The organism is Methylobacter sp. BBA5.1 (assembly GCF_000746145.1).
Lineage (GTDB): Bacteria > Pseudomonadota > Gammaproteobacteria > Methylococcales > Methylomonadaceae > Methylobacter > Methylobacter marinus.
The window spans coordinates 40,052-64,150 of the sequence record NZ_JQKS01000003.1 but is presented as its reverse complement, the minus strand read 5'-3'; the positions used below and the strand labels follow the sequence as shown (position 1 = coordinate 64,150).

Sequence of the window (24,099 nt, the reverse complement as noted above, 5' to 3'; positions counted from 1 at the left end):
GGGAATAAAACACGCATGACAATAAAACAGAAAATCGAGCGATCATTGGAAAGGCTCATGTATGCCAGTCGCTGGATATTAGCACCGATTTACGTAGGCATGAGCCTGGCGTTGTTGGCGCTTTCGATCAAATTCTTTCAGGAATTTTATCATTTCATTCCGCATATTCTAGAAGTTGACGAGTCGGATTTAATTCTCAAATTGCTGACATTGATTGACCTGACACTGGTCGCCAGCCTGATCGTTATCGTTATGTTCAGCGGCTATGAAAACTTTGTTTCGCGCATGGATCTGAGCGAGGAGACCGAGAAACTCGACTGGCTGGGCACGCACGATTATAACTCCCTGAAAATGAAGGTTGCCTCATCGATAGTCGCCATATCCTCGATTCATTTATTGAAGGTTTTTATGAATATACAAGCGACCGATAACAGTAAAATCATGTGGTACGCGCTGGTTCATATCACCTTCGTGGTATCCGCCTTACTCATGGGCTATCTTGACAAATTGACCAAGCACTGATGGTAAAACTACTGCTGCTGGGTACGCCGGGTTGTCATCTGTGTGAAGAGGCGGAAGCGATTATTGAAACATGTCGAGCGCAAGATGTCGCCCAGCTGGTCATCGAAACGGTGGATATAGCCGAGCAGACGCAATGGCAGACCGATTACGCGGTACGGATTCCTGTTTTATATCATCCGGCCACTCAACAAGATCTGGGATGGCCGTTTGATCGCAACGATGTTAACGAATTTATTAGCGGATTAAGCAATGACTGAACACTTTAGAATAGAAAAAGACAGCATGGGCGAACTGGAAGTGCCGGCGGATGCCTTGTATGCCGCGCAGACGCAGCGCGCGGTCAATAACTTCCCGGTCAGCGGCTTGACCATGCCGCCGGCTTTCATCAAGACCGTGGCGTTGATCAAGCAGAGTGCGGCCAGAGTCAACTTGGAACTGGGGGAACTTGACACCGCTATCGGCCAGGCGATCGTGCAGGCGGCCCAGCAAGTCATCGACGGCGATCATCTGCGGTATTTTCCTATCGACGTGTTTCAAACCGGCTCCGGCACCAGCACCAACATGAACGTCAATGAAGTGCTGGCTAATTTGGCCGGCCGGATCGCTGGTCAGCCGGTCAATCCGAATGATCATGTCAACATGGGGCAGAGCAGCAACGACGTGATCCCGACCGCTATTCATGTCAGCGCCGCGATCGAATGCCAGAAAGTATTGCTGCCGGGGTTGGCGCATCTGGCCCAGGCCCTGGAAGACAAAGCCGCTGCTCTCGACCACATTACCAAAACCGGGCGCACGCATTTGATGGATGCAATGCCTGTGCGCCTGAGTCAGGAACTCGGCGGCTGGGCGCTACAGATCCGCAACGGCATCGACCGCATCAATGCCGCGCTGCCCCGGGTCTATAAGCTAGCCCAGGGCGGCACGGCGGTCGGTACCGGCATCAACGCGCATCCCGGGTTTGCGGCGAAATTCGCGCAGGCGCTCAGCGAAGAAACCGGTCTGCCGTTCGAGCCGAACGCATCGTTTTTCGAAAGCCTGAGCGCGCAGGACGCCATGGTGGAATTATCAGGCCAGATGAAAGTCATAGCGGTCAGCCTGATGAAGATCGCCAACGATTTGCGCTGGATGAACAGCGGCCCGCTGGCGGGCCTGGGAGAGATAGAACTGCCGGCGCTACAGCCTGGCAGCAGCATTATGCCCGGCAAAGTCAATCCCGTTATTCCCGAGGCGACGGCCATGGTGGCGGCCCAAGTGATCGGCAACGATACGACGATCACCATCGCGGGCCAATCCGGCAATTTCCAGCTGAACGTGATGCTGCCTGTGATCGCCTACAACATTCTGCAAAGCATAGAACTGCTCGGCAACGTCAGCCGCGTGTTGGCCGATAAGGCGATTGCCGGTTTCACTGTCCGGGAAGACAATCTGCAGCAGGCTCTGGCAAAAAATCCGATCCTGGTGACGGCGTTGAATCCGATCATCGGTTATTCAAAAGCCGCCGAAGTCGCCAAAGCCGCTTATAAACAGGGCCGGCCAATTATCGACGTTGCCGCTGAAATGACAGAACTGGGCCGGGATGAGCTGGAAAAATTACTAGAGCCAGCGCATTTAACCCGCGGCGGCATTAGCGAATAACCCGGCCCCGGCACAGGAAAGCGAGCCGAATAGCGCTCATCGCCCGACCGGTGCGCTCTCGATCTGTCGGTGTTTTGCGCAGTCTGATTCAAGCGGACTCTGAATCAGGCTGTGTAACCCAACGCTCGATGATGATTCGATACATTCATGGAGGCGGTTTTAAACCGTACCTAACCGGTTATGCATAAAGAACGTTCAGATCATATAGGTATACCGGTTTCCGCTACCATCAGCCACAAGGCTCAGGTGGCTGACATCAGGTTTGGCGACAATCAGAATGCTTGTCGCAGTTGACGGTGCGGATTGCCGAGGCGCATCCGGTGTTGATCAATGGTGTGTCCGGCAAGTTCGATAACAGGGGGCGTGCATGTGATGGCGGCGATAGGTTGATGGTCTCGCCGGTAGCGGATGGATAGGCCGGGGAACCGGTCTTCTGCGGCAAGCGCAGCACTCACCGTGAAGTAACGCGATCTGTTGCACAAAGAAACCGGATCGTGCGACGCCGTATTTTTGCAACAGTAGCCGGGGGCAATACCATTGCCCCGATTCAATTTACAGCCTGTTTTTATGATTACTATCCGCGCAATCCGTTGGCTTGATGCGGCATTTTTGATCGCCTCCATCCTTGAGGCGACTGTCAGTTTTTAGGCGGCTCCGCCTCCGCTGGCTTCGGTTCTTCCGCGGCCGCTTCTTCCTCGGACTCCATGATGACGGCGGAAATGCAGTTCATCATGCTTTCGGTATAGTTGCTATGTGCGTCGGCAAGCGCCTTGGCCGAGCCGAAATCGTTGCGCAATTCTTCCAGTGTTTTCCTGGGATCTTCAGAATCCTTCAACTTCAGCATCTTGGTATAGTTACGGTAAGCGGTCATGCGGTTGGGGTCGCCAGGGAAAATGCCGGGCATGTTTTTTGATGTCAAATCAACCACACAGTCGGCCATGTGCTGGGGCTCAATGTTATAGTCCTGGATATCTTTTTCTTTCTTCATTTGTTCCAATACAGCTTGTTCATATTGATTTTTGTCAGCACAAGCTGAAAGAAACAATGCGGAAAAGGAAATCAGCAGTAGTTTTTTCATGGAAGTGTTACCGTTATTCTGTCTTAAATTGAAATAGCAAGGCCGTCATTATACGCATATTGCCCACTCTGCGTTTTATGATTGTATAAAATGAAGTGCAAGTCCGTTTCCTAACGAGAGCTGATGTCCTTCATGGCCTGCCTGATCCAGTCTTCGGCTTCGGCGTTGATGTCAGCGGCTTTGCGCCCCTGGCTCTCAATGACCGGGCCAATCCTTACCTTGATCGTTCCCGGATATTTTAAAAAACTGTAGCGAGGCCAAAATTCCCCGGCATTAAGCGCAATCGGTATGACAGGATAGCCGGATTTTTGCGCCAGCATGGCACCGCCGGCGCCGAATTTCTTTTCTTCGCCGGGCGCCGTGCGCGTGCCTTCCGGAAAAGTCACCACCCACAAGCCGTCATGCAGGCAAGCCGTGCCTTCGTCCAATAGCCTTCGCAAGGCGGCACGCTGGTTTTCGCGATCTATGGCTATCGGTCTCAGTGTCGCCAGGGCCCAGCCCCACAGCGGCATCCAAAGCAACGAACGCTTTAGCAGGGTGGTTTGGGGTGGCAGGATATGCCGTAACGCCAGCGTTTCCCAGGCCGACTGATGCTTGCTCAATACAATGGCTGCATCCAACTCCTTGATATGCTCCAGTCCCTCAACCTCATAGCCGAGGCCGCAGAAGAACTTCGTCATCCAGACTACAAGCGAGCACCAGGCGGTGGCGACTTTATAGCGTAAGGAAAAAGGTCCCAGTATGCATAAAAAAATCAGCAGGGCCACGAGGGTAGCGGTCGTGAAAATACAGATAAACAACAGGGTCGAACCGAGATAAAGCCGGATTTTACTGCCTGGATACGAGGTACTTTGCTGCGTCATAGAGATTTTCAAAAACAGGAATATTGAGATCGGGATTATCCGTCAGGGTTTTTTTACCCTTACCGGTCTTGACCAGTATCGGACTGGCGCCGACAGCCTGAGCGGTTTGGATGTCGCGTAGCGCATCGCCGATAAAAGGTAAGCCTTGCAGGTTGACTTGTTTGTCGGCGGCAAATAATTCCAGCAGGCCCGGCTTGGGTTTGCGGCAGGCGCAACCGTCAGCAGGGCCGTGCGGGCAGAAATAAAGGCTGTCGATTTTGCCGCCTTTATCCGCGGCCAGTCTATGCATTTTGGCGTGGATACGGTCCAGCGTGGCCTGATCGAACAAGCCGCGCTGAAGTCCTGATTGGTTCGTGATGACGACGACCTTGTAACCGTGCCGGTTGAGCAGGGCAATGGCTTCAAGGCTGCCCTCGATCGGACGCCATTCTTCCGGCGACTTTATATAGTCGTCCGAATCATGATTAATGACACCGTCACGGTCCAGCAGAACGTATCGATCCATGCCTGATGTTTACGATTGCAATCTGGATATGTCGGCACAGGTCAAAAATTGTTCGGACACCAGCGTCAGCAGGGCCAAGCGGTTGGCGCGCAGGTCCAGGTCATCGGTCATGACCATGACGTGATCGAAAAAGGCATCCACATCATTTCTGAGCTGGGCCAGACGGTTCAGCGCGGCCTGATAGTCGCGATCCGCCAGTAAAGGCTGGATATCCCGGGCCGATTGCAAGGCAGCGGCTAACAGCTGTTTTTCTTGCGGATCCCTCAATTCGCCGACGCTGCCGGCCGCTTCGGTATCCGATTTTTTCAGGATATTGCGGATACGTTTGTTGGCCGCGGCCAGGCTTTCGGCTTCCGGCAGTTGCCGGAATGCTTTAACGGCCTGCAGGCGCTGGATAAAGTCCAGCGGTTCCGCGGGCGTCACCGATATAACGGCGTCAAATTCATCGGCACTATAGCCCTGATCGAGGCAGTAGCCTTTCAGGCGGTCGAAGACGAAATCGACGATCAGTTTATAAACCTCATCGTGCTCGAATTCGTGCGTGAACTGCGTCAGCGAGAATGCGATCAATTCCTTGATATCCAGATTCAGCCGGTTTTCGATAATGATGCGCAGCGTGCCCAGTGCCGCTCTGCGCAGAGCGTAAGGGTCTTTGTCGCCGGTCGGAATCAACCCCGCGCTGAATATGCCGGTCAGCGTGTCGATTTTTTCCGCGATGGCCAGAATCTGGCCGGTCTTGCTGGCCGGCGTCGGGCTGCCGGATTGTTTCGGAAAGTATTGTTCCTCAAGCGCCCAGGCGACCTCGGCCGGTTCATGGTCGGCCAGTGCATAATAGCGGCCCATGATACCTTGCAGGTTGCCGAATTCGCCGACCATTTCGGTCATCAGGTCGGTCTTGGCCAGCAATGCCGCGCGTTTGGCCAGTTCGGTATTCTCATTGAGGTTGTCGGCAATATACTCGGCGATCGTGACGACGCGTTCGGTTTTGTCGGCCAACGTGCCCAGTTTTTCCTGGAAGACGATGCTGGACAGGTTTAATAAACGCTCTTCCAGGGTTTTCTTTCTATCCTGTTTCCAGAAAAACTCGGCGTCGGACAAACGCGGCGTCACGACACGCTCGTTGCCGTGCTGTATCGATAGCGGATTGCTGCTTTCGATGTTACTGAAGGTGATGAAATGCGGCAGTAACCCGCCATCGGCGTTTTTGACCGGGAAATATTTCTGGTTGGTCTGCATGGTCGTGATCAGCACTTCAGCCGGCAGTGCCAGAAACCGTGGATCGAAATTGCCGGTGATCGGAACCGGCCACTCGTTTAAAGCGGCGATCTCTTCGAGCAGGTCTTCTTCGATGTGCGCAGTGCCGTGAACGGCGGCGGCCGCCTGTTCGGCAGTCTTTCTGATCATGGTTTTGCGCTGCTCGAAGTCGACAATGACCTTGCCTTGCTCGAGCAGGATTTGGGCATAGTTCTCAGGCTTGTCGATAGTCAACGGTTGCGGCGCATGGAAGCGGTGGCCGTGCGTGGCGGCATCGGTTTTCAGCCCCAAGATCTCGGTATCGATGACGGCATCGCCATATAACAGGACGGCCCAATGCACGGGCCTGACAAACTCGGTCGTGCTGCTGCCCCAGCGCATGCGTTTGGCGATCGGGAGCCCGGCAATGCTGTGCCGGATGATGTCCGGGATCAGGTTTTCGGTGATCTGGCCATGGATGTGCTGGGTGAAGGCCAGCCATTCGCCCTTGTCGGTTTTCAACCGTTCCAGCTTGTCGAAAGTCGTGCCGCAGCTGGCGGCAAAACCCTGGGCCGCCTTGCTGGGCGTGCCGTCCGGCGCAAAGGCCGCCTGTACGGCAGGGCCGCGTTTCTCGACCGTCTTGTCAGGCTGCGCCGTGGCCAGGTTTTCAATTAGTACGGCCAGGCGCCGCGGCGTCGCATAGAAGCGGCTGCCGCTGAAATTCAGTTCGGCGTCTTTCAGCCCCTGCGTGATGTTGTTGAGCAGGGCGGTCGCCATTTTCAGCAGGGTGGTCGGCGGCAGTTCTTCCGAGCCCAGTTCGAACAGTAAATGTTTGCTTGTCGCCATGGTTATGCTCCTTGTCCTGTCAGCATCGGGAAGCCCAGCGATTCCCGGCGTTGGTAATAGGCTTCGGCTACGGATTTGGACATGTTTCTGACTCTTAAGATGTAGCGTTGGCGTTCCGTGACCGAAATGGCGTGGCGCGCATCCAGCAGGTTGAACGCATGCGAGGCTTTCAGCACCATTTCATAAGCCGGCAGCGGCAGGTCCAGATCGATCAGTTTGCGGCATTCCTGCTCGTAGGTGTCGAAGCATTGGAACATGAAATCGACGTTGGCCTGCTCGAAGTTGTAGGCCGACATTTCCACTTCATTCTGATGGAACACGTCGCCGTAGCTGACCGTGCCGAACGGGCCCTTGGTCCAGATCAGGTCGTAGACGCTTTCCACGCCCTGCAGATACATGGCGATACGCTCCAGGCCGTAAGTGATTTCGCCCGTGACCGGCTTGCATTCGAGGCCGCCGACCTGCTGGAAGTAGGTGAACTGCGTGACCTCCATGCCATTCAGCCAGACTTCCCAGCCCAGTCCCCAGGCGCCCAGGGTGGGCGATTCCCAGTTGTCCTCGACGAAACGGATGTCGTGCTCGAGCAGATCCAGGCCCAGATGCCGCAGCGAATTCAGGTACAGGTCCTGAATGTTATCCGGCGACGGCTTCAACGCCACCTGAAACTGGTAGTAATGCTGCAAACGGTTCGGGTTTTCGCCGAAACGGCCGTCCGTGGGGCGGCGCGAGGGCTGGACATAGGCTGTGTTCCAAGGTTCAGGGCCTATGGCTCGCAGGAATGTGGCTGGATGAAAGGTCCCAGCCCCGACTTCCTGATCCAAGGGCTGCAATAAAATACAGCCCTGACTCGACCAGTATTTCTGTAAGGCCAGGATAAGTCCCTGAAATGTGGATACATCGTTATTTATACTCGACACGGCAGCAAAACCTGTTGGGCAATAAAAAGGCGTCAATTATAGCTTAAAAATGCCGGTGGAGTAGGTCCTTATTGCTGAGCCGTGATCACATCAAGTGCAGGCGTGCCCGTCTCAATCCGTATCAGGGGAAATTATTCCGCCGATTCCTGTTCCTCGTCTTCTGCTTCCTTCTCGATAGCCTCCAGCGCAAAGCCCGCCAGACTGCTAGCCGCGTCCGGCGATTTGGCGGGCGAAACCGAACCGAGCCCTTCGCTCAGGTTGATTTTCAGCTTGAGGTTGTTGGGCGAGTCGGAGTTGCTCAGCGCTTCTTCAAGCGAGATCGTGCCCTCCTTGAATAGCCTCAACAGATGGCTGTCGAAGGTCTGCATGCCGACGTTTTCCGATTTTTCCATGGCTTCCTTGATGGAGTGGATATCGCCCTTCTGGATCAGGTCGCGGACCAGTTGCGTACCCAGCAGGATTTCAATGGCGGCCGTGCGTTTGCCGTCGACGGTAGGCACCAGGCGTTGCGAGACGAATGCCTTCAGGTTCAGCGACAAGTCCAGCAGCAGCTGGTTGCGGCGCTCCTCGGGGAAGAAGTTGATGATCCGGTCCAGGGCCTGGTTGGCGTTATTGGCATGCAGCGTGGACAGGCACAGATGGCCTGTTTCGGCAAAAGCCAGCGCGTGTTCCATGGTTTCCTGGCTGCGGATTTCGCCGATCAGAATGACGTCGGGGGCCTGCCTCAGCGTGTTTTTCAGCGCGTCTTCATAGCTTAGCGTATCGACGCCGACTTCGCGCTGGTTGACCAGCGATTTTTTATGCGGGTGGATATACTCGATAGGGTCTTCGATGGTAATGATATGACCGGATGCGTTGCTGTTGCGGTAATCGATCAGAGCCGCCAGCGAAGTCGATTTGCCGGAGCCTGTGCCGCCGACGAACAGGATCAGGCCGCGCTTTTCCATGATGGATTTTTTCAGTACCGGAGGCAGCCCCAGTTTATCGGCATTGGGAATATCGACCTTGATGTTGCGGATGACCAGCGCCAGACTGTTGCGCTGCTTGAAAATATTGACGCGAAAGCGGCCGATGCCGGGTTCGGAAAGCGCCAGGTTCATTTCGGGCACCTGTTCGAACGCCTTTTGCTGTTCTTCATCCATCAGGCTGTAAGCGATTTCCTTGATGCGTTCACGGGTCAGCTTGATGTTTTCCAAAGGCTTCAGCGAGCCTTCGAATTTGGCGGCCGGCGGCGCATCCACGGTCAGGTAAAGGTCGGAGCCGTCTTTGTGGACCAAAATTTTAAGGTAGTCTTTGAATTCCATATTGCAATCGATGCCGAGAATAATGATTAAACCTTAAAGTTTAGGTGATGACTTACAGAAGTTGAAGTGGCATTGCCGAATAAACGGGTATAATAGGCCCATTTTTTAATATTTTTTGAGCGTTATGAGTCAACAAAGAAAAGCGGTAGCGTTGATTTCCGGAGGACTGGATTCAATGCTGGCGGCGAAGACAATTCTGGAGCAGGGGGTGCAGGTTGAAGGCATCAACTTCTTTACCGGTTTTTGCGTGGAAGGCCACACGCATGCCATCCGGGCAAAGGACAAGGCCAAACCCAAGCGCAATAATTCATTATGGGTTGCGGAACAGCTGGGCATCAAGCTGCATATCATCGATGTGATCGAGGAATACAAGGATGTGCTGATCAATCCGAAGCACGGCTATGGCGCCAACATGAACCCGTGCCTGGACTGCAAGATTTTCATGGTCAACAAGGCCAAGCAGTGGATCGCCGAGAACGGCTTCGATTTCATCATTACCGGCGAAGTGATCGGCCAGCGGCCGATGTCGCAGCGCAAGGAAACCATGCCGATCGTCGCGCGCGAGTCCGGCGCCGACGACTTGCTGCTGCGGCCTCTGTGCGCGAAGAATCTGCCGCCTACCTTGCCGGAGCGCGAAGGCTGGGTCGATCGTGAAAAACTGCATGGTTTCAGCGGCCGCTCGCGCAAGCCGCAGATGGCGCTGGCCGAACACTACGGTTTCAGCGAGTACGCGCAGCCGGCCGGCGGCTGCTGTTTTCTGACCGACGCCAGCTATTCGGCCAAACTGGTCGATTTATGGCAGGCCCGCGACAACAATAAAGCCTATGACTTGGACGATGTAATGCTGCTGAAAGTCGGCCGCCATATCCGGCCCAGGCCGAATTTCAAAATGATCGTCGCCAGGGAAGAGGGCGAGGGCCGTTTTCTGCAGGGCTATAAAAAAGAATTCATGACCATGAGCAGCACGAGCCATAGCGGGCCATTGGTGCTGATCGACGGCTCGCCGTCCGACGAGGATTTGCAATTGGCGGCCGCCATTACCGCGCGCTACGGCCAGGGCCGTGAGGCCGATCGCGTCGATGTCAGCATCACGGACAAGGACGGCTCGACAAGAACGGTTCAGGTCAAGCCGTTGCCCGCCGATCAGATTCCGGAGGCATGGTTCATATGACGAGAGAGACGTTAAATGCCCGGCGCCTGCTGTGCCCCTTGCCGGTCATCCGCACGCAGGACAAGGTCAAGCAGCTCAAGGCCGGCGATCAGCTTGAGGTGATCGGCACCGATCCGGGCGTCATGCAGGACATTCCGGCCTGGTGCCGCATCAATGGTCACAAGGTGCTGGAAACCCAGGCCGATGACGGCGAATACGTCATTGTGCTGGAAGTGGGCGGCTAATGGCTGAAGTCTGTGATGCGGCAACCGCGGATAAGCTGAAAGCCCGGGCGACCTATGTCGGGGCGCTGGTCAATATTATCCAGACCGGTATTAAAATCGGTTTCGGCATCCTGGGCCAATCGGCCGCATTAATCGCCGACGGCATTCATTCCCTGTCGGATCTGCTGAGCGATCTGCTGGTGATTATCGCCATCAAGCTGGGCAGCCGCGAGGCGGATCATGAGCATCCTTACGGCCATCGCCGTTTTGAGACCATAGCGACGGTCATTCTGGGCATCGGCCTGATCGCCGTCGCCGGCGCCATCGTCTGGCATGTGCTGGAGCGCATCGCGGCGCCGGAAACCTTGTTGGTGCCGGATGCCACTACCTTGGGGGTCGCGGCCATTTCCATTCTGATTAATGAATGGCTGTATCACTACACCAGGCGCATCGCCAAAAAGACCCGTTCGAAGCTATTGCTGGCCAATGCCTGGCACCAGCGTAGCGACGCCCTGTCTTCGGTGGTCGTGCTCGGGGGCATAGCAGCCGTGCTGCTGGGCTACCCTTTCGCCGATGCGATTGCCGCCGTGCTGGTCGCGCTGATGGTGGCCAAGATCGGCTTGAATCTGGTGTTCGAGAGCATTAAGGAACTGGTCGATACCTCCTTGCCGCCGGAAATGGTCGCCGAAATCCGCGCGGCAATCCACCGCGTCGACGGCGTCGAGGGCATTCATCTGCTGCGCACGCGGCAAATGGGCGAGGACGCCTATATCGATGCCCATATCGTCGTCGATCCGCGCATAACCGTGTCGGAAGGCCACATGATCGGTGATGCGGTCAGGGATGATCTGGTCAGGCGCTTCGATGATGTCATGGATGTGCTGGTGCATGTCGATCCCGAGGATGACGAGGGGGTGCAGGATCAGTCCAGGCCGCTGTTGCGCAGCGATGTACAACGGCTGTTGGAACACTATCTGGCCGACATCAAGCCGTCTATCGAGGATTTCAGGATCCATTATCTCGATGGACAGATTGAAGTTGAAGTCATCTTGCCTTTTGCTATCTGCGAGCAGGCGCAGCGTCTGGAGCAAATCAAAAAACAGTGCGCGCTGATGAGCGCGGACATTAAAAAAATTGATCAAGTTTTCGTTTTTTTCAAAACCTAAGAAGGACTAAATCATGGCAGTACTCCCTCAGGGGCACCATTTTCCGGATATGAGTGAGGTGGCAGGGATCGCGCTGGGCACCGCCTGCGCGGGCATCAAACAGACCGAACGCGATGATATTTTAGTGATACAGATGCCGGAAAACACAAGCTGCGCGGCGGTATTCACGCAAAATGCCTTCTGCGCCGCACCCGTGCATGTGGCGAAAGCGCATCTGAATAATGCGCCGCGCTGGCTGCTGGTCAATTCCGGCAATGCCAATGCCGGCACCGGCGATCAGGGCATGCGCGACGCCCTGGCGACCTGCGCCGATCTGGCCGAGGCGGCGGGCGGTGCTGCCGGTCAGGTGCTGCCTTTCTCAACAGGGGTCATCGGCCAGTCCCTGCCAGTCGATAAAATCAAAGCCGCCTTGCCGGTCGCCGTGCACAATCTTTCGCCTAAGCACTGGGACAAGGCCGCACGCGCAATCATGACCACCGACACATTTCCCAAAGGCGTATCCAAGGTCTGCACGATTGCCGGTCAGCCGGTCACGATCAACGGCATTTCCAAAGGCGCCGGCATGATTCAGCCGAACATGGCGACGATGCTGGGTTTTATGGCCACGGATGCGAACATAAAGCAGCCGCTTTTGCAGCAGTGTCTGGCTCAGGCTGTCGAACTGTCGTTTAACCGTATCACCGTCGACGGCGACACTTCGACCAACGATGCCTGCGTCCTGATTGCCAGTGGTTGTTCAGCGGCGCCGGAAATCGAGGAAGATAGCGATCATTACCGGATTTTTGCCGAGGCCGTCATGGAAGTCTGCAAGCAACTGGCCGAAGCCATCGTCAGGGACGGCGAAGGGGCCACCAAGCTGATGCGTATCGTGGTCAAACAGGCGGCAACTGATGAGGAAGCCGTGCGCGTCGGCAAGACCATCGCGCATTCGCCGCTGGTCAAGACCGCTTTTTTCGCCAGCGATCCCAACTGGGGGCGGATTCTGGCTGCCGTGGGCCGGGCCGGTGTGGAAAACATGGATCTGGACAAGGTGGAGATTTATCTGGACCAGGTCTGTATCGTCAGAAACGGCGGGCGGGCTGACGACTATACCGAGGAAGCCGGCCAACGGGTCATGGACCAGCAGGAAATCACCGTGACGGTGGCGCTGGGGCGCGGCGAAGCCAGTCAGGAAATTCTGACCTGCGATTTTTCCTACGATTATGTCAAGATCAATGCTGAATATAGAACTTAACGAGCGGGATCATGCGTCTTTATACTCGACGAGTAGCGATAGGTTGATATGAAGCCTCTTCAGGTTGCCGTTGGCGTGGTAAAAGACACGGCAGGACGGATTCTGATTTCGCTGCGGGACCGGTCCTTGCATCAAGGCGGTCTGTGGGAATTTCCGGGCGGCAAAATTGAGCCCATGGAAACGGTCGAACAGGCGTTACGCCGCGAGCTCAAGGAGGAGCTCGATATTGCCGTCGAGGTCGCCTGTCCGCTTATTTCCCTGGAACATCAATACCCTGATTTGGCAGTCCAGCTGCATGTCTTTCTGGTGGAGCAGTTCTCGGGCCGCGCCAGAGGCTGTGAAGGCCAGCCGTTTAAATGGGTGGCTCCCGATGAACTGGATAACTATGCGTTTCCGGCAGCCAATGGTCCCATTATCATGGCGGCCCGGTTGCCGGCGTATTATGCGATTCTGGATGATGCCGATGAGTCGAAGTTGCTGGCTAATCTGCAAAAAATATTGAACCGGGGCGTCAAACTGGTACAGGCGCGACTGAAGTCCTTACCCTTTTTTGCCGTCCAGGCGTTTACCGATCGGGCTTATCCTTTGTGCAAGCGGCATGGCGCTCTGTTGCTGATGAATTCGGCTGTGGAGGGAGCCTATGAACTCCCTGTCGACGGCGTCCATTTAACCGGCAGGCATTTAATGGCGCTGGAAAAACGGCCTGCCCACATCAAATGGCTGGCGGCTTCCTGTCATAGTCTTCAGGAACTGCGGCATGCGCAGGCCATCGGCATTGATTTTGTCGTTTTGGCGCCCGTGTTGCCCACTCAAACGCATCCGGGGGCGCCGGCGCTCGGCTGGCGGCAATTCAGCGAGATGGTCTCCGAAGTGAATTTGCCTGTTTACGCCCTGGGCGGCATGTCATTATCGTGTCTTATGACGGCGCGGCAGGCTGGCGGGCAGGGGATTGCCGCAATCAGAGGCTTTCTGGATTAATCAGTGCCGGAATGTATCATGGTTATCGCCGTCGTCCTCGGACAAGGGTTCTCCAGGAATCTTTTTTTCTTCCATGGCCCATTCTCCCAGATCGATCAGTTTGCAGCGTTCGCAGCAGAAGGGCTTGAATTTCTGCTCCGGCGTCCAGGGCACGGGGCGTTTGCATGTGGGACATTTGACGATAAGCGGTTTGTCGGATGTTGGCATCAAAACAGACAGCAGGTTAAGGAGAAAGGAATGTCATCAGGTGTTTGAGTCGGGCGCTTGTTATCGGAAGACGGTGCCATGAACCGAATGGTGCAACGGTGTTTGCCGCCGCTGATTTCCGCAAAACAAGGGATGGATTTATCCACGCTCACTTTCAGCAACTGGAAAGGCTGGCTTCTGTCCAGCGATAACTGAAAAAAGCCGGCTTCAGCAACTTCCCGGGTCGGTGCGTTGCTGTTGCGTATAAAGCCGAGTATCAGGTCGATGGCCGTGTAAATGTCCATGAACGGCCGGCTCCATTGCTCCAGGTCTTTCAAACGTATGGGTTCATCCTGTTCCAGCCAGTAATGGAATTCAGGCAGATCGAAACAACAGGTGCCCCCGGGGATCGAGCTGCGTTGAGCGATGCTTTGGAACAAGTCGCTTTCCATGACGTTAATGCCGATTTTGCCGCTGACGGCATAAAGCCGCTTGCTGGTCTGGGTGACTTGTTGCAGCAGTTGCGTCAGTTTCTCCTTATCTACGCCATCGCTGTTGGCGACTTTGTTCAATACTTTGGCATGACGGTCCAGTTCCTTCAGAATTTCCGATTTCAGGTCGTTGCGCCTGAAAATCATCATGATGTCAAGCAGGACGTTAAGTGCGGCACGTTTGTCATCGACTGTCGGTCCGACCAGAAAATGACTGAATTGTTGGAACAGCTGTTCAAGCCGTATGAAAACCCGGATTCGTTCATTGAGTGGAAATTCATAGGTAATATTGGTATTCACGAATAGGTGTATCCTAGCTGGCGCTTAATAAGAGGTATAAATTGTGCAGTTTTTTGACCTGTTCTGCAAGTCCGTAATCAGATACGGAATTGTCGATAAGATCATCCGCATGCGATTTTCTATAGGCGCGTGATACTTGGCTGTCCAGGATGGATTGGATTCTTTCGAGGGTAAGATGGTCGCGTTTTTGAACGCGTGCTATCTGTATTTCGACCGGGCAATCGACCACCAGTACCCGGTCGACAAAATGGGCCATATTGGTTTCGAACAATAAGGGTATGGCGATGATGCAGTAGGGCGCATTCAGTTTTTCAAGTTCCGCTTGTATGGATTGGTAAACCAGCGGGTGAAGAATGGCTTCGAGCTTTTGTTTTTGGGCCGGATCGGAAAATACGATTTCCCTGAGCCGGGCTCTGTTCAGTGAACCATCCGGATGAAGTATATCGGCGCCGAATTGGTGTCGTATCTGCTCGAGCGCGGGCTGGCCCTTGCCGACCAGTTCGTGCGCTATCTGATCGGCATCGATAATGGGACTGCCGTGTTCGGCGAACAGGTGCGCGACGGTTGTTTTGCCGCAACCGATACCGCCGGTCAGACCGATTTTAAGCATGTCTCTATAAACCTACTGTTGCAAGATAGAGCCGGTTGATGTCATTGCCCCATAGCAAGGCGATCCATCCCGCCATTGCCAGGTAAGGGCCGAACGGGATCGGGATCCTATGGTCGCGTTTGACAAAAACGACCATGGCAATGCCTATGACCGACCCCACCAGCGATGACAATAAAATAATAACGGGCAGGCTCTGCCAGCCCAGCCAGGCGCCGAATAAAGCCAGTAATTTAAAATCGCCATAACCCATGCCTTCTTTACCCGTCGCCAGTTTGAACAGATGGTAAACAGTCCACAGCGCCAGATAACCGGCAATAGCTCCTATGATACTGGCGTGCGTGTCGGCAAATAGTGCAAACAGGCTCAAAAATAATCCCACCCACAATGTCGGTAAGGTGATGGAATCCGGCAATAACTGGTGGTCGATGTCGATAAAGCTCAGTGCAATCAACGACCAGGTCAGCGCCAGGGCAAAAACGGTCTGTGGCGTATAACCGAAATGCCAGGCCACAATCGCCGAGGCAATGGCCGTGAAAGTTTCAATAAGCGGATAGCGCCAGGAAATGGGAGTCTGGCATTGCGCGCATTTGCCTTTAAGAAATACATAGCTGATAACCGGGATATTTTGGTAGGGCTTGATAGGCGTATTGCAGTTTGGGCAGCGCGATAAGGGCAGGGACAGATTAAAGGGCTCCGTTTCAGATTCTTCATCCTGCTGTAGTTCCAGGTAATCCATGCATTCCTTTTTCCAGTTGCGCTGCATCATGATCGGCAACCGGTAAATGACGACATTGAGAAAACTGCCGACCATTAAGCCGATAATACCCGCCAGCGCGGATAGGATATAAGGTGAATTTAAAAGGGTACTCAGCTGTTGCATCATGTGTTTCAGGAAAAAGATACGCTCCATGTGCTGGAGCGTAGGTTGAACGGTTATCGTTTTTTTGCGGCTATAAATGTTAGCCCACAGCGGCGCCGAGTTTGAAAATAGGCAGGTACATGGCCACGATCAGGCCGCCGACCAGAACGCCTAAAACCGCCATAATGATCGGTTCCATCAGGCTGCTTAAATTATCGACCAGATTGTCGACCTCCTCTTCATAAAAATCGGCGACTTTGGACAACATGGCGTCGAGGGAGCCTGATTCCTCACCGATGGCGACCATCTGTATGACCATGTGAGGGAAAAGCTCGGCCTGCTGCATGGCAAATTGCAGCCGTTGCCCCATGGCCACTTCCTCGCGCATTTTTAACACGGCGTCGGCATAGATGATATTGCCGCAGGCGCCGGCTACCGATTCCAGGGCTTCCACCAGCGGCACGCCGGCCGCCGACATTGTGGACAGGGTTCTGGCAAAGCGGGCGATGGCCGATTTATTTAAAATCATGCCAACTATGGGTATTTTCAATAACATCTTATCCATGAAATGATTGAAGGGGCGCGAGCGTTTTTTGAAAAAAATAAACGTGTAGATTGCCCCGCCGATGCTGCCGAATAACAGCCACCACCATTCCTGCATCCATTCCGATATGCCGATGACAAATTTTGTGAAAGCCGGCAAATCGGCGCCAAAGCTCTGAAAAAGTTCTTCAAACACAGGCACGACGAAAAGCAGCAGAATAGCCGTGACAATAAACGCCACGACCAGCACCGCAATGGGATACGTCAGCGCCTTCTTGATCTTCTTTTTCAGGGATTCGGTTTTTTCCTTGTAGGTCGCGATCTTGTCCAGCAGGGATTCCAGCACCCCCGCCTGCTCGCCGGCCTCAACCAGGTTGCAGAACAGCTCATCAAAATGCAGCGGCCTTTTATTGAGCGCTTCGGCCAATGTAGAGCCGCCCTCGATGTCGGCTTTGATTTCCAGCAGCATCTTCTGCATGCTGGGGTTGTCGTGCCCCTTGCCGATAATGTCGAAAGACTGCACCAAAGGCACGCCCGCTTCCAGCATCGTCGCCAGTTGCCGGGCGAAGACCGCTATATCGCCCGGTGTGATTGACTGGACTCTGGCGGTGAATAAGGGCTTGGGTTTTTTCTTGAGTTTGGTTACGCGTATACCCATGCGCCTCAGGTCGGTTCTGGCTATTATCTCGCTTTTCGCCGTGATCTGGCCTTTAGTCTTTTTTCGGGCTTTATCGACGCCTTCCCAGATGAAATCCAGTTGTTCAATTTGTTCTGCCATAGTTATTCCTTCGTTACGCGGTCAATTTCTTCCAGAGTAGTAATACCCATACGAACTTTGTTCAATCCCGATGCGCGCAAATCATTAATACCTTCGGATTTGGCCTGCTCAGCCAGTTGCATGGCATTGCCGCCTTCAAGAATCAGCGCGCGCATTTTTTCACTCAATGTCATCACCTGATAAATGCCGACGCGGCCTTTATAGCCGTTGGTGCAATGGTCGCAGCCTACGGAATTGAAAATCTGGAGTCCGTCCAGTTCTTCTTCTTTAAAGCCGGCGGAAATCAGGACCTTGGCCGGATAATTGGCCGGTTTCTTGCAATGTTCGCATACGCGCCGCGCCAGGCGTTGCGCCATGATCAGGTTAACGGCGGAAACGATATTGAAGGGCGGAATACCCATTTGCATGAGGCGGTTCAGTGTTTGCGGCGCATCGTTGGTATGCAGGGTCGATAACACCAAATGCCCTGTCTGTGCGGCTTTAACGGCGATTTCCGCGGTTTCCAGGTCGCGAATCTCGCCGACCATGATGATATCGGGATCCTGGCGCAGAAAGGCGCGCAGGGCTGAAGCGAAGGTCAGGCCGGCCTTGACATTCATATTGACCTGATTGATGCCTTCCACCGTGATTTCAACAGGGTCCTCGGCCGTGGAGATATTGCGTTCAATGCTGTTAAGAATATTCAGGCCGGTGTACAGCGTGACCGTTTTACCGCTGCCGGTCGGACCGGTAACGAGGACCATGCCGTAGGGCCTGTGGATGGCCTCAAGAAACAGTTTTTCCTGTTCCGGTTCAAAACCCAGCTTTTCGATGCCGATTTGAGCGCTGGTCGGGTCCAGAATACGCAGAACGACTTTTTCACCGAACAGTGTAGGGCAGGTATTGACACGAAAATCAATCGCCCGGTGTTTCGATAAAGTCATTTTAATGCGGCCATCCTGCGGGACCCGGCGTTCGGCAATATCCATTTTGGCCATGACTTTGATGCGGGAAATGATGCGGGTCGCGATACTGGCCGGCGGACTGGCGACTTCATGCAGGATGCCGTCAGACCGGAAACGTATGCGGAAGTTTTTTTCATAAGGTTCCAGGTGAATGTCCGAGGCGCCTTTTTTTATCGAATCCAGCAGGATTTTATTAACGAAGCGGACAATGGGGGCATCGTCAACGTCGGAATTGCCGTCATCCTTAGCCATGTCCTCATCGCCAGCGGCGATGTTCAGGTTGTCCAGATCCTCGTCGAGAAGATCTTTCATGGATAAGTCCGCCGCGGCATCCAAAGACGTTTCGATCGCCTTGACGAGCTTGTTTTCCTCAACCAGTATGGTTTCGGGATTAAGCCGGCTTTGGAACTTGATGTCATCCAGCGCCTGGAAGTTAGTCGGATCGGAGACGGCGATAAATAGCGTTTTGCCGCGCGTAAAAAGCGGCAGGACATGATGCTGGCGTATCAGTTTTTCGCTGATCACTTTGACCGGCAGGCTGCGGCAGTCTATGGCGTCAAGATCAAAGAAAGGGATGCCGAACTCAAGAGACGCTTTTGTGGCGACGGCTTTGCTGTCAATAAGATTGTTGGACACCAGGTAGGTTATGAGCGGGATTTTCTTTTTTTGCGCTTCCTGGAGATGGCTTTGGGCTTCGTTTTCGGATAGCAGGCCGCCTTGAATTAAGCACTTTGCGAGACCATTGAATTGTAGATCGGTTAATACGGTAGCCATGCGATGATTGGGTTAATGCAACTGTATAGGCAAATATAGATGAAATAAGAGGTTTGTCCAATAATAGGCACGGGCGGAAGCGCTTTCGCCCGTGCCTGGCGCTTTTATAAAGCCTGGATTTTGCGGTGCTGTTCTTCGAGATTGTTCAGCGAGGAGCGTAAATCGGCCAGTTTGGCTTTTTCTTTGTCAATGACATCGGCCGGCGCTTTGTCGATGAAGGCCGGATTGCTTAATTTGCCTTCGATTCTGGGCAGTTCCTTGATGATTTTCTGAATTTCCTTGTCCAGTCGCGCCAGTTCGGCTGCCTTGTCGATCAGGCCGGCCATCGGAATCAGGATCTTCATCTCGCCGACCAGCGCGATAGCCGATTCGGGCGCCGTTTCGTCGGCATCGAGCCAATTGATCGATTCGAGACGGCCCAGTTTCAGCAAATAGATTTGATTGTTGGCTAAACTGGTTCTGTCCGCATCGGAACCGTTCTGCAGCAGGACCGGCAGCGGTTTGCCCGGTGCGATGTTCATCTCGCCGCGGATACGGCGCACGCCCAGGATGAAGTTCATGACCCAGTTGATTTCAGCAATGGCAGTCGTATCGATCTGAGCTTCATCGGATTTCGGGTACGGCTGCAGCATGATGGTTTCGGCCTCGATTCCGGCCAATGGCGCAACGCGCTGCCAGATTTCCTCGGTAATGAACGGCATCAATGGATGCGCAAGGCGCAGCACGTTTTCCAGTACCGTCAACAGCGTACGGCGCGTGCCGAGTTGTAGCGCCTCATTGTCAGACTGCAGCGAAATCTTGGCCAGCTCCAGATACCAGTCGCAGTATTCGTTCCAGGTGAACTCATAAATGGCCTGGGCCGCCAGATCGAAACGGTAGTTGTCGATGGCGTTGGATGTTGTCGCGATGACCTGATGCAGTCGGGCGGTGATCCAGCGGTCGACCTGCGTGTATTCGCAAGCGCCTGACAGGCCGTTATCCTGGCCTTCGGTATTCATCAGCACGTAGCGTGCGGCGTTCCAGAGCTTGTTGCAGAAATTGCGGTAGCCTTCGGTACGTGCCAGGTCGAAGCGGATGTCGCGGCCGGTCGAAGCCAGCGAGGCGAACGTGAAGCGCAAGGCGTCGGTGCCGAAAGACGGAATGCCGTCCGGGAACTGTTTGCGCGTGGCCTGCTCGATCTTTTTGGCCAGATGCGGCTGCATCATGCCCGAGACGCGTTTGGCGACCAGGGTTTCCAGATCGATGCCGTCGATGATGTCGATGGGATCGAGCACGTTGCCCTTGGATTTGGACATTTTCTGGCCTTCGGCATCGCGTACCAGGCCGTGAATGTAGACTTCCCGGAACGGCACATCGTCCTGGAATTTCAGCCCCATCATAATCATGCGCGCGACCCAGAAGAAGATGATGTCGAAGCCGGTGACCAGCACGCTGGTCGGATAATGCCGGGCCAGTTCGGGCGTGTTGTCGGGCCAGCCCAGCGTCGAGAACGGCCACAGGGCGGACGAGAACCAGGTGTCGAGCACGTCTTCATCCTGTCTCAGCACGTAGTCGGCCGGCAGATTGTGCGTGGCGCGGACTTCCTGTTCCGAGCGGCCGACATAGGTGTTGCCCTGATCGTCGTACCAGGCCGGAATCCGGTGCCCCCACCAGATCTGCCGGGAAATGCACCAGTCCTGAATGTTGCGCATCCAGTCGAAATAGGTGTTTTTCCAGTTGTCGGGCACGAATTTGATCGCGCCGGTTTCAACGGCCTCGATGGCCGGCTTGGCCAGCGGCTCGACCCTGACGTACCACTGATCGGTCAGCAGCGGCTCGATGACGCTGCCGGTGCGATCGCCGCGCGGCACCATCAGTTTGTGGTCGACGATTTTTTCCAGCAGGCCCTGGGCGTCCAGGTCGGCGACCATCTGCTTGCGCGCCTCGAAGCGGTCCAGACCGACGTATTTCGCCGGGAGCAGGTCCCCTTCCGTGTCCAGATTGGCGCGCACGGTGGCGTCGACCGTGAAGATATTGATCAGGCCGCCGTGCGGCAGTTCGCTGATGGCTGATGCATTACGGTGCCTTGTCCACACCTCGTAGTCGTTGAAATCATGCGCCGGCGTGATCTTGACGCAGCCGGTGCCGAACTCGGGATCGACATATTCATCGGCAATGATGGGGATGCGCCGGCCGGTCAGCGGCAGTTCGACAAATTCGCCGATCAGGTGCTTGTAGCGCTCGTCATTCGGATGAATCGCGACGGCGGCATCGCCGAGCAGGGTTTCCGGGCGCGTCGTGGCCACAATCAGATGGCCCTGGCCATTGGACAGCGGATAGCGCATGTGCCACATCGAGCCGTTTTCCTCTTCCGACAGCACCTCCAGGTCCGAGACCGCCGTATGCAGCACCGGGTCCCAGTTCACCAGGCGCTTGCCGCGGTAGATCAGGCCTTCTTCATACAGGCGGATAAAGACTTCCTGGACAGCTTCGGACATGCCCTCGTCCATGGTGAAGCGTTCCCGGTTCCAGTCCAGCGACGAGCCCATGCGGCGCAGCTGGCGTGTGATCGTGCCGCCTGATTGCTCCTTCCATTCCCAGATTTTTTCGATGAATTTTTCGCGGCCGTAGTCGTGGCGGGTCTTGCCTTCGGCATCGATCAGGCGCTCGACGACCATCTGCGTGGCGATGCCGGCATGGTCGGTGCCGGGCTGCCACAAGGTGCTGCAGCCTTTCATGCGATGGTAACGCGTCAGCGCATCCATGATCGTGTCCTGAAACGCGTGCCCCATATGCAAACTGCCGGTCACATTGGGCGGCGGGATCATGATGCAATAAGATTCACCGTCCTCTCTGGCTGCAAAATAGCCTTTTTCTTCCCAGGTTTGATACCAGCGTTGTTCGATTGAATGGGGTGCGTATGTTTTTTCCATGGATGATTGTTATTTCTCGTAAGGGTAATTTGTTTAAGGCGTAAGGTAACGTTATACCTTATGCCTTGAGTTTTCATGCTCAATTTTATGTGTGCTAATGGCCAGTCCCCGCTGTTGGTATTGGCGATAGCGCTGCCTGCCGGCGGCCTTGGTTGTTTCGCTGTTGTCGAGAATTTCCAGCAGGCGTTCGATCCGGTCAAGCTCCCGCGGGCATTGCGAGGACAGATTAATCACGGTTCTCTGCCAGCTTTCAGGCGCCTGTCGAGAACCGATCAGGATCACGTTGTCAAGATCTGGCCGTTCGCCTGCATAGACCTGATGGGGTATGAAACTACCTGCCCTGAAAGTCCAGAGCAGGTTGTCCATGATTTCGCTTTGTTCGTCCGAGTCGGTCAGCACATAACAGAAATGGCCGCTGCGATAGGCTTTCTCTATCAGTTTGCAGGCGAACAGATAGCGTTCCTGTAACGAAAGAGACGGCAATATATAGAAGCTGACTTCCGGCATGCGCTTTTAAGCCTTGGGCGTGCGGTTGATCAAGTATTGGCACAAAAGCGGAACAGGGCGGCCGGTCGCGCCTTTGGTCTGGCCGGTGCGCCAGGCGGTGCCGGCGATATCCAGATGCGCCCAGCGGAAGTTTTCGGCGAAACGCGACAGAAAGCAGGCCGCCGTAATAGTGCCGGCATCCTTGCCGCCGATATTGGCCATGTCGGCGAAGTTGGATTTGAGCAGCTCCTGGTATTCTTCCCACAGCGGCAGGCGCCAGAGACTGTCGGTGGCCGTCTCGCTGGCCGCGAGCAGTTCATTGCACAATCTGTCGTCGTTGCCGAGCAGGCCGCTGGGCACGCGGCCCAAAGCCACCAGGCAGGCGCCGGTCAAGGTCGCCAGGTCGATCACGACATCGGGATTATAGCGTTCCGCATAGGTCAGCGTATCGCAAAGAATCAGGCGGCCTTCGGCGTCCGTGTTCAGGACTTCGATGGTCTTGCCGGACATGCTGGTCAGAATGTCGCCCGGCTTGTTGGCATTGCCGTCGGGCAGGTTTTCCGATGAGGGGATCAGACCGACGATGTTAAGCGGCAGATCCATTTGCGCGGCGGCCAGGAACGTGCCGAGAACGGCCGCGCCGCCGCACATGTCGTATTTCATTTCATCCATGCCCGCCCCCGGTTTCAGGGAAATGCCGCCGGCATCAAAGGTGAGCCCTTTGCCGATCAGAACGATGGGCTTGCCGTTTTTGTCGCCGCCATGATATTCCAGCGCAATCAGCTTGGCAGGCTGGCGGCTGCCGCGCGAGACCGACAGCAAAGCCCCCATGCCCAGCTTCTCCATGTCGGATTCTTCCAGCACGCTGACCGTCAGTTTGTCGAATTTTTTGCCCAATTCGGCCGCCTGGCCGGCAAGAAAGGTCGGGGTGCAGATATTGCCCGGCAGGTCGGCCAGGTGTTTGGCCAGATTCACCCCGTCGGCAATCGCGCGCCCTTGTTCCAGTCCCGCTTGCGCCAGGGCGCTCTCGCTTTGCGGCGCGCAGATGGCTACCCGTTCAATCTTGCTTTCCGTTTCCTTGTCGGATTTCAGTTCTGTGAATTGATAGGCGGCATCGCTGAAGACTTCGATGATTTGACGGGTTTTCCATTGCCAATCACCGGCTGTCACATCACATTCGGCCAGGCAACAGGCGACGGATTTTATTTGCGGCTTTTTCAGGCTGTTGATGGCCGCCGCCAGCGCCTTGCGGTAATTCTTGCCCGATAAAGACTCTTTTTTGCCCAGGCCGACCAGCAAAATGCGTTCGATAGAGCTGTCGGGGATGACGTTGATCAAGAGCGTTTCACCATTTTTTCCGCTGATATCGCCGCGGCTGACGATGTTGCTGATGATTCCCTGAGTGCTGTTGTCAAGGGTCATGGCCGCCGGGGTCAGTTGCTGGTCCTCGTAAACGCCGACAATGATGCAGTCAGATTGCAGTTTTTCTAAAGGCGTGATTTCTATAGAATAGTCCATAATTTTTATCGTGTAGTTGCGAGAGAATGAGTATCTTGACAAG

General features: G+C 54.9%; 23 protein-coding genes. 8 read left to right on the top strand and 15 right to left on the bottom strand.

The window, feature by feature from the left end; genetic code table 11:
• Positions 1–33: 33 nt before the first annotated feature.
• The 3 genes from EK22_RS02455 to EK22_RS02445 are packed head-to-tail and all read left to right on the top strand — an operon-like array spanning position 34 to position 2,157.
• A complete protein-coding gene (locus EK22_RS02455; RefSeq protein WP_027147072.1) occupies positions 34–522 on the top strand; it encodes a TIGR00645 family protein in 489 nt (162 codons plus the stop codon).
• Positions 522–779, top strand: a complete 258-nt coding sequence (locus EK22_RS02450; protein WP_020158129.1) for a glutaredoxin family protein — start codon at positions 522–524, stop codon at positions 777–779. The genes EK22_RS02455 and EK22_RS02450 overlap by 1 nt, the downstream gene beginning before the upstream one ends.
• Complete coding sequence (locus tag EK22_RS02445; RefSeq protein WP_036247756.1) at positions 772–2,157, top strand: class II fumarate hydratase; 1,386 nt, start codon at positions 772–774, stop codon at positions 2,155–2,157. The genes EK22_RS02450 and EK22_RS02445 overlap by 8 nt, the downstream gene beginning before the upstream one ends.
• 637 nt (positions 2,158–2,794) lie before the next feature.
• On the opposite strand, the gene EK22_RS02435 is transcribed toward EK22_RS02445, so the two are convergent.
• The 6 genes from EK22_RS02435 to EK22_RS02410 all read right to left on the bottom strand — a co-directional run bounded on the left by EK22_RS02435 (position 2,795) and on the right by EK22_RS02410 (position 8,903).
• The gene (locus EK22_RS02435) at positions 2,795–3,235 is read right to left on the bottom strand and encodes a hypothetical protein (protein WP_020158126.1); all 441 of its coding nucleotides are present in this window, start codon (positions 3,233–3,235) and stop codon (positions 2,795–2,797) included.
• 110 nt (positions 3,236–3,345) lie between these two features.
• Positions 3,346–4,098: a lysophospholipid acyltransferase family protein gene (locus EK22_RS02430; protein WP_036247751.1), complete on the bottom strand. Its 753-nt coding sequence runs from the start codon at positions 4,096–4,098 to the stop codon at positions 3,346–3,348.
• Positions 4,064–4,603: a D-glycero-beta-D-manno-heptose 1,7-bisphosphate 7-phosphatase gene (gene gmhB, locus EK22_RS02425; RefSeq protein WP_036247748.1), complete on the bottom strand. Its 540-nt coding sequence runs from the start codon at positions 4,601–4,603 to the stop codon at positions 4,064–4,066. The genes EK22_RS02430 and gmhB overlap by 35 nt, the downstream gene beginning before the upstream one ends.
• Positions 4,604–4,612: 9 nt before the next feature.
• Positions 4,613–6,682 carry a glycine--tRNA ligase subunit beta gene (gene glyS, locus EK22_RS02420; RefSeq protein WP_036247745.1) on the bottom strand — a complete coding sequence of 690 codons (2,070 nt, stop codon included), beginning with the start codon at positions 6,680–6,682 and terminating at the stop codon, positions 4,613–4,615.
• A gap of 2 nt (positions 6,683–6,684) precedes the next feature.
• Positions 6,685–7,599: a glycine--tRNA ligase subunit alpha gene (gene glyQ / locus EK22_RS02415; RefSeq protein WP_036247742.1), complete on the bottom strand. Its 915-nt coding sequence runs from the start codon at positions 7,597–7,599 to the stop codon at positions 6,685–6,687.
• A 131-nt stretch (positions 7,600–7,730) separates the two neighbouring features.
• Entirely contained in the window at positions 7,731–8,903 is a 1,173-nt protein-coding gene (locus tag EK22_RS02410; protein ID WP_036247739.1) for a PilT/PilU family type 4a pilus ATPase, read from the bottom strand.
• A gap of 124 nt (positions 8,904–9,027) precedes the next feature.
• Here EK22_RS02410 and EK22_RS02405 point away from each other — a divergent pair, with 124 nt between their 5' ends.
• Genes EK22_RS02405 through EK22_RS02385 form a run of 5 tightly spaced genes read left to right on the top strand, consistent with a single transcriptional unit; the run spans position 9,028 to position 13,655 of the window.
• Complete coding sequence (locus EK22_RS02405; protein ID WP_036247735.1) at positions 9,028–10,074, top strand: tRNA (5-methylaminomethyl-2-thiouridylate)-methyltransferase; 1,047 nt, start codon at positions 9,028–9,030, stop codon at positions 10,072–10,074.
• Positions 10,071–10,298: a sulfurtransferase TusA family protein gene (locus tag EK22_RS02400; protein ID WP_020158119.1), complete on the top strand. Its 228-nt coding sequence runs from the start codon at positions 10,071–10,073 to the stop codon at positions 10,296–10,298. The genes EK22_RS02405 and EK22_RS02400 overlap by 4 nt, the downstream gene beginning before the upstream one ends.
• On the top strand, positions 10,298–11,443 hold the full coding sequence (locus EK22_RS02395; protein ID WP_020158118.1) for a cation diffusion facilitator family transporter: 1,146 nt from the start codon (positions 10,298–10,300) through the stop codon (positions 11,441–11,443). Before EK22_RS02400 ends, EK22_RS02395 begins: the two co-directional genes overlap by 1 nt.
• 13 nt (positions 11,444–11,456) lie before the next feature.
• Positions 11,457–12,677, top strand: coding sequence for a bifunctional glutamate N-acetyltransferase/amino-acid acetyltransferase ArgJ (gene argJ, locus EK22_RS02390; protein ID WP_036247733.1), 1,221 nt, complete (start codon positions 11,457–11,459; stop codon positions 12,675–12,677).
• 48 nt (positions 12,678–12,725) lie between these two features.
• On the top strand, positions 12,726–13,655 hold the full coding sequence (locus EK22_RS02385) for a Nudix family hydrolase (protein WP_036247731.1): 930 nt from the start codon (positions 12,726–12,728) through the stop codon (positions 13,653–13,655).
• On the opposite strand, the gene yacG is transcribed toward EK22_RS02385, so the two are convergent.
• From yacG to EK22_RS02340, 9 genes are all read right to left on the bottom strand, one after another.
• Positions 13,656–13,862 (bottom strand): DNA gyrase inhibitor YacG, encoded by a 207-nt coding sequence (gene yacG, locus EK22_RS02380; RefSeq protein ID WP_036247729.1) that lies wholly within the window; start codon positions 13,860–13,862, stop codon positions 13,656–13,658.
• A complete protein-coding gene (gene zapD, locus EK22_RS02375; protein ID WP_020158114.1) occupies positions 13,862–14,632 on the bottom strand; it encodes a cell division protein ZapD in 771 nt (256 codons plus the stop codon). The genes yacG and zapD overlap by 1 nt, the downstream gene beginning before the upstream one ends.
• Before the next feature lie 13 nt (positions 14,633–14,645).
• The gene (gene coaE, locus EK22_RS02370) at positions 14,646–15,242 is read right to left on the bottom strand and encodes a dephospho-CoA kinase (RefSeq protein ID WP_020158113.1); all 597 of its coding nucleotides are present in this window, start codon (positions 15,240–15,242) and stop codon (positions 14,646–14,648) included.
• A gap of 4 nt (positions 15,243–15,246) precedes the next feature.
• Complete coding sequence (locus tag EK22_RS02365) at positions 15,247–16,152, bottom strand: prepilin peptidase (RefSeq protein ID WP_304413692.1); 906 nt, start codon at positions 16,150–16,152, stop codon at positions 15,247–15,249.
• A gap of 49 nt (positions 16,153–16,201) precedes the next feature.
• Entirely contained in the window at positions 16,202–17,422 is a 1,221-nt protein-coding gene (locus EK22_RS02360) for a type II secretion system F family protein (protein WP_020158111.1), read from the bottom strand.
• Between the two features lie 2 nt (positions 17,423–17,424).
• The gene (pilB, locus tag EK22_RS02355; RefSeq protein WP_020158110.1) at positions 17,425–19,140 is read right to left on the bottom strand and encodes a type IV-A pilus assembly ATPase PilB; all 1,716 of its coding nucleotides are present in this window, start codon (positions 19,138–19,140) and stop codon (positions 17,425–17,427) included.
• A 104-nt stretch (positions 19,141–19,244) separates the two neighbouring features.
• Positions 19,245–22,052 (bottom strand): valine--tRNA ligase, encoded by a 2,808-nt coding sequence (locus EK22_RS02350; RefSeq protein ID WP_036247723.1) that lies wholly within the window; start codon positions 22,050–22,052, stop codon positions 19,245–19,247.
• Positions 22,053–22,103: 51 nt separating this feature from the next.
• Positions 22,104–22,559 (bottom strand): DNA polymerase III subunit chi, encoded by a 456-nt coding sequence (locus EK22_RS02345; protein WP_036247720.1) that lies wholly within the window; start codon positions 22,557–22,559, stop codon positions 22,104–22,106.
• Between the two features lie 6 nt (positions 22,560–22,565).
• Positions 22,566–24,056 carry a leucyl aminopeptidase gene (locus EK22_RS02340; protein WP_036247718.1) on the bottom strand — a complete coding sequence of 497 codons (1,491 nt, stop codon included), beginning with the start codon at positions 24,054–24,056 and terminating at the stop codon, positions 22,566–22,568.
• Positions 24,057–24,099: the final 43 nt, after the last annotated feature.

Excerpts from the sequence above, each read along its gene's own strand:
- EK22_RS02445 (WP_036247756.1), top strand. The coding sequence starts at position 772 with ATGACTGAACACTTTAGAATAGAAAAAGACAGCATGGGCGAACTGGAA.
- EK22_RS02385 (WP_036247731.1), top strand. The coding sequence starts at position 12,726 with ATGAAGCCTCTTCAGGTTGCCGTTGGCGTGGTAAAAGACACGGCAGGA.
- gmhB (WP_036247748.1), bottom strand. The coding sequence starts at position 4,603 with ATGGATCGATACGTTCTGCTGGACCGTGACGGTGTCATTAATCATGAT.
- EK22_RS02410 (WP_036247739.1), bottom strand. The coding sequence starts at position 8,903 with ATGGAATTCAAAGACTACCTTAAAATTTTGGTCCACAAAGACGGCTCC.
- EK22_RS02400 (WP_020158119.1), top strand. The coding sequence starts at position 10,071 with ATGACGAGAGAGACGTTAAATGCCCGGCGCCTGCTGTGCCCCTTGCCG.
- EK22_RS02395 (WP_020158118.1), top strand. The coding sequence starts at position 10,298 with ATGGCTGAAGTCTGTGATGCGGCAACCGCGGATAAGCTGAAAGCCCGG.
- EK22_RS02405 (WP_036247735.1), top strand. The coding sequence starts at position 9,028 with ATGAGTCAACAAAGAAAAGCGGTAGCGTTGATTTCCGGAGGACTGGAT.
- EK22_RS02435 (WP_020158126.1), bottom strand. The coding sequence starts at position 3,235 with ATGAAAAAACTACTGCTGATTTCCTTTTCCGCATTGTTTCTTTCAGCT.
- pilB (WP_020158110.1), bottom strand. The coding sequence starts at position 19,140 with ATGGCTACCGTATTAACCGATCTACAATTCAATGGTCTCGCAAAGTGC.
- EK22_RS02360 (WP_020158111.1), bottom strand. The coding sequence starts at position 17,422 with ATGGCAGAACAAATTGAACAACTGGATTTCATCTGGGAAGGCGTCGAT.
- glyS (WP_036247745.1), bottom strand. The coding sequence starts at position 6,682 with ATGGCGACAAGCAAACATTTACTGTTCGAACTGGGCTCGGAAGAACTG.
- EK22_RS02350 (WP_036247723.1), bottom strand. The coding sequence starts at position 22,052 with ATGGAAAAAACATACGCACCCCATTCAATCGAACAACGCTGGTATCAA.
- yacG (WP_036247729.1), bottom strand. The coding sequence starts at position 13,862 with ATGCCAACATCCGACAAACCGCTTATCGTCAAATGTCCCACATGCAAA.
- EK22_RS02340 (WP_036247718.1), bottom strand. The coding sequence starts at position 24,056 with ATGGACTATTCTATAGAAATCACGCCTTTAGAAAAACTGCAATCTGAC.
- coaE (WP_020158113.1), bottom strand. The coding sequence starts at position 15,242 with ATGCTTAAAATCGGTCTGACCGGCGGTATCGGTTGCGGCAAAACAACC.
- EK22_RS02345 (WP_036247720.1), bottom strand. The coding sequence starts at position 22,559 with ATGCCGGAAGTCAGCTTCTATATATTGCCGTCTCTTTCGTTACAGGAA.
- EK22_RS02365 (WP_304413692.1), bottom strand. The coding sequence starts at position 16,152 with ATGGAGCGTATCTTTTTCCTGAAACACATGATGCAACAGCTGAGTACC.
- argJ (WP_036247733.1), top strand. The coding sequence starts at position 11,457 with ATGGCAGTACTCCCTCAGGGGCACCATTTTCCGGATATGAGTGAGGTG.
- EK22_RS02430 (WP_036247751.1), bottom strand. The coding sequence starts at position 4,098 with ATGACGCAGCAAAGTACCTCGTATCCAGGCAGTAAAATCCGGCTTTAT.
- EK22_RS02450 (WP_020158129.1), top strand. The coding sequence starts at position 522 with ATGGTAAAACTACTGCTGCTGGGTACGCCGGGTTGTCATCTGTGTGAA.